General features: G+C 69.3%; 3 protein-coding genes and 1 pseudogene. 2 read left to right on the top strand and 2 right to left on the bottom strand.

Annotated features, from left to right (window positions below; translation table 11 throughout):
- The first annotated feature begins 440 nt into the window (after positions 1–440).
- Positions 441–1,130, top strand: coding sequence for a DUF4191 domain-containing protein (locus AB0I76_RS24445; RefSeq protein ID WP_357039744.1), 690 nt, complete (start codon positions 441–443; stop codon positions 1,128–1,130).
- A 206-nt stretch (positions 1,131–1,336) separates the two neighbouring features.
- On the opposite strand, the gene AB0I76_RS24440 is transcribed toward AB0I76_RS24445, so the two are convergent.
- Positions 1,337–1,681, bottom strand: a complete 345-nt coding sequence (locus AB0I76_RS24440; protein WP_357039747.1) for an RDD family protein — start codon at positions 1,679–1,681, stop codon at positions 1,337–1,339.
- A 354-nt stretch (positions 1,682–2,035) separates the two neighbouring features.
- On the opposite strand from AB0I76_RS24440, the gene glnA reads away from it, so the two are divergent.
- Positions 2,036–3,460: a type I glutamate--ammonia ligase gene (gene glnA / locus AB0I76_RS24435; RefSeq protein WP_357039741.1), complete on the top strand. Its 1,425-nt coding sequence runs from the start codon at positions 2,036–2,038 to the stop codon at positions 3,458–3,460.
- Between the two features lie 144 nt (positions 3,461–3,604).
- Here glnA and AB0I76_RS24430 read toward each other — a convergent pair.
- A pseudogene (locus tag AB0I76_RS24430) lies at positions 3,605–3,956 on the bottom strand (hypothetical protein); the annotation flags it as partial.

Below are 3,956 nucleotides of genomic sequence, written 5' to 3'. Positions count from 1 at the left end.
ACGCCTTGTAGAAGCCGTCAGGCTCCGAGCTGCCAGACTCCCATCTCTTCCAGTTCCGTAGGAGCGTGCTGTCAGCGGGTAGCTGCTCGGCCGCAAGCATTCGCATCGCTCGCACGGCCTCGCCTTGGGACCACCCACGCGCAGTGCGCTTGGCCCTGAGTCGGGACGCCAGCGGCCTCCGCGCGCAGCTCGGCGGCGTGCGTACGGTGGACGCTGAGCAGGTACTCGGGGTCGGTGGTGAACATCTCGGGCTCCTCGCGGTCGTCGTTCTCTGCCGACACCGACTCTCCGCGCGAAGGTGCCCACCCGGCATGGGTGCGCTGCCTGATCTTCGTACGCCGCACCTCCTTACCGGCCACGCCGGGAGGGCGTACGGCGGCGTAAGGTACTCAGCCGCCCGCGGATCACCCGGCGCGCGGGGCACCACTAGACTCTGGGTCATGGCAAAGCCCCAGGAGAAGGTCTCGTTCGGCCAGCGGCTGAAGCAGATCGGGATGGTGTTCCGGTTCACCGCCAAGCAGGACAGGTGGTTCGCGCCCCTGGCCTTCGCCGCGGTGGTCATCCCGCTCGCGCTCACCGTGGTCGCGTTCCTCGCCTGGGGCTGGATCTGGATCCCGCTGGGCATCCTGATCACGCTGCTCTGCCTGCTGATCGTGCTCAACCTGCGGTCGAACCGGGCGATGATGAACGCCGCGGAGGGGCAACCCGGCGCGGCGGCGCAGATCATGGAGAACATGCGCGGCGACTGGCGGGTCACCCCCGCCGTCACCTCCACCACCCAGATGGACATGGTGCACCTGGTCATCGGCCGGCCCGGGGTGATCCTGCTGGCCGAGGGCAACCCGCAGCGGGTGCGCGGCCTGCTCGGTCAGGAGAAGCGCCGGCTCGCCAAGGTGATCGGCAACGCCCCGCTGCACGACTACGTGATCGGCACCGAGGAGGGTCAGCTGCCCATCCGGAAGCTGCGGATGACTCTCATGCGGCTGCCCCGCAGCCTCAGCGGCAAGGACGTCAACTCCCTCGACAAGCGGCTGAAGGCCCTCACCGCCCGCCCGCAGCTGCCGAAGGGCGCGATCCCGAAGAACATGCGGCCGCCGCGCGGCGCGTTCCGCCAGTCGCGGGGCCGCTGACCCCGCAGACGTACGCACGAGAGCCGGGCCCCGCAAGCGGGGCCCGGCTCTCTCCGTCCCGCCGTCCCGCCCTGCCGCCCCCGCGTGATCACGCCCCGCCGACCCGCATGATCACGCTCGAACATGGAAGTAGTGGCCTCCACACTTCGAGGCCACTACTTCATGGTTCGAGCGCGATCTTGCGCGGGCGACGGGGACGGGGAGTGTCAGGCGGCGCGGCGGGGGGCGTCGACCATCACCGAGCCGGTGAGGCGGTCGTGCAGGCCGCGACGCTTGTCGTCCATCAGCAGAGCGGGCACGACCAGCGCCAGCAGCAGGCCGCGCAGCAGGCCACGGATCACGCCGATGCGGCCGCCGTCGGTCCACGAGACGCAGCGGACCTTCGTGATGTACATGCCGGGGGTCTGCGCGAAGAGGCCGAGGAAGAAGCCGTACTCCAGGATCAGCACCAGGACCGGGGCCCAGCCGTCGGTGACCGGGTCGGCGAAGCCACGCGCGACGAGCAGGCAGAGCACCCAGTCGATGATCAGCGCGCCGAACCGCCGGCCCAGGGTGGGCGGCGTGAAGGTCGGGTCCGAGGCGGGCGGTCGGGGGCGTTCCTGCGGCGTGGTCACAGCGGTCAAGGGTATCCAGGGCGCCGGGACGCCCGGGAACAGGAGTGGAGGATGCGCGTTCGCTCCGGGTGCGGCCGTGCCGAGGACGCAAAAAGGGGCCAAACGGAGCAAGTATCTCTAGAATGGCACAGCCGGCGGCGTCCCGCCGGGCGGCCGGGACCGGCCAGAAGGGCGCGGATGACGCTCCGCGAGGGACGTAACACGGCAGAAACACTCAAGACACGGCCGGGCAACCGCCTGGCCATAGCGTCGCCAGGAGCCTAGCCACCCGTGGACGTGCCAGGAGGACGTGTGTTCGCCAATTCCGAGGAACTCCTGCGATACCTCAAGAACGAGGACGTGAAGTTCGTCGACGTACGTTTCTGTGACCTGCCCGGCGTGATGCAGCACTTCAACATGCCGGTCGAGTCCGTCGACGACGCTCTCCTCACCGAGGGCCTCGCCTTCGACGGCTCCTCGATCCGCGGTTTCCAGGCGATCCACGAGTCGGACATGCTCCTGCTCCCGGACGTCGCCACCGCGTTCATCGACCCCTTCCGGGCCCAGAAGACCCTCGCCCTCAACTTCTTCATCCACGACCCGTTCACCCGTGAGGCGTACTCCCGGGACCCCCGGAACGTGGCCAAGAAGGCCGAGGCGTACCTCGCCGCCAGCGGCATCGCCGACACCGCCTACTTCGGTGCCGAGGCGGAGTTCTACATCTTCGACTCGATTCGCCACGAGACCTCGGCGCACCAGTCGTTCTACTACATCGACTCGATCGAGGGCGCGTGGAACACCGGCCGCGAGGAGCCGGGCGGCAACCGCGGTTACAAGACCGCCTACAAGGGCGGCTACTTCCCGGTGCCGCCGGTGGACCACTACGCCGACCTGCGCGACAGCATGGTCCGCCGCCTGGTCGACGCCGGGTTCACCGTGGAGCGCTCGCACCACGAGGTGGGCACCGCCGGCCAGTCGGAGATCAACTACAAGTTCTCCACCCTGCTGCACGCGGCCGACCAGCTCCAGCTCTTCAAGTACCTCATCAAGAACGAGGCCTGGAACGCCGGCAAGACCGCGACCTTCATGCCGAAGCCGCTCTTCGGCGACAACGGCTCCGGCATGCACACCCACCAGAGCCTGTGGCTGAACGGCGAGCCGCTGTTCTACGACGAGACCGGCTACGCCGGCCTGTCGGACACCGCCCGCTGGTACATCGGCGGTCTGCTGCACCACGCGCCGTCGCTGCTGGCCTTCACCAACCCGACGGTCAACTCGTACCGCCGCCTGGTGCCGGGCTACGAGGCGCCGGTCAACCTGGTCTACTCGCAGCGCAACCGCTCCGCCTGCACCCGCATCCCGGTGACGGGCAGCAACGCCAAGGCCAAGCGGGTCGAGTTCCGGGTGCCGGACCCGTCCAGCAACCCGTACCTCGCCTTCTCGGCGATGATGATGGCCGGCCTGGACGGCATCAAGAGCAAGATCGAGCCGCCGGCGCCGATCGACAAGGACCTGTACGACCTCCCGCCGGAGGAGTGGGGCGACGTCAAGCAGGTGCCGGGCTCGCTGTCGGCGGTGCTCGACTCCCTCGAGGCCGACCACGACTACCTGCTCGACGGTGGCGTCTTCACGCCCGACCTGATCTCGACCTGGGTCGAGTGGAAGCGGACCAACGAGGTCGACCCGGTGCGCCTGCGCCCGACCCCGCACGAGTTCGCCATGTACTTCGACTGCTGATCGAGCGGACGAGCACAGGAAGGCCCCGGGTCCGCCCGGGGCCTTCCCTGTTGGCGGGTCACTCGCGACCCGCCCGGTCGGTGGGACGTCCCGCTGACGGCCCACCGGCCTCCGGTCCCACCTGTGGGGCAGCTCGACAGCGGCTCAGTGCGCGTCGACGGTCGCGCGACGCAGGCGGGGTAGACCCCACACCGCCACGGCGATGACCAGGGCCGTCATCGCCACCGCACCCGGTGCCTTGGTCAGGCGCGCCAGGTTCGTGCCGTCGGGCAGCGCGAGGAAGGTCGCCACCGCGGCGGGCACCACGAACCACGTGGTGCGCCGGGCGGCGACGGCGAGCAGGGCCAGCGGCCAGGTCGCGTACCAGGGGTGGAAGACCGGGGCCAGCGCGACCGTGGCGGGAAGATGCTCCTGAACTCGGTCAGTGTGGGAGCATACCTGTTCACAATTATTTTGAAGGACACTCCCTGGCCCGCTGCCTTCAGGACCGCGTCTC

This window comes from Micromonospora sp. NPDC049799 (assembly GCF_040656655.1).
Lineage (GTDB): Bacteria > Actinomycetota > Actinomycetes > Mycobacteriales > Micromonosporaceae > Micromonospora.
The sequence above is the reverse complement of the archived record's forward strand: the minus strand, read 5'-3'. Positions and strand labels throughout refer to the sequence as shown.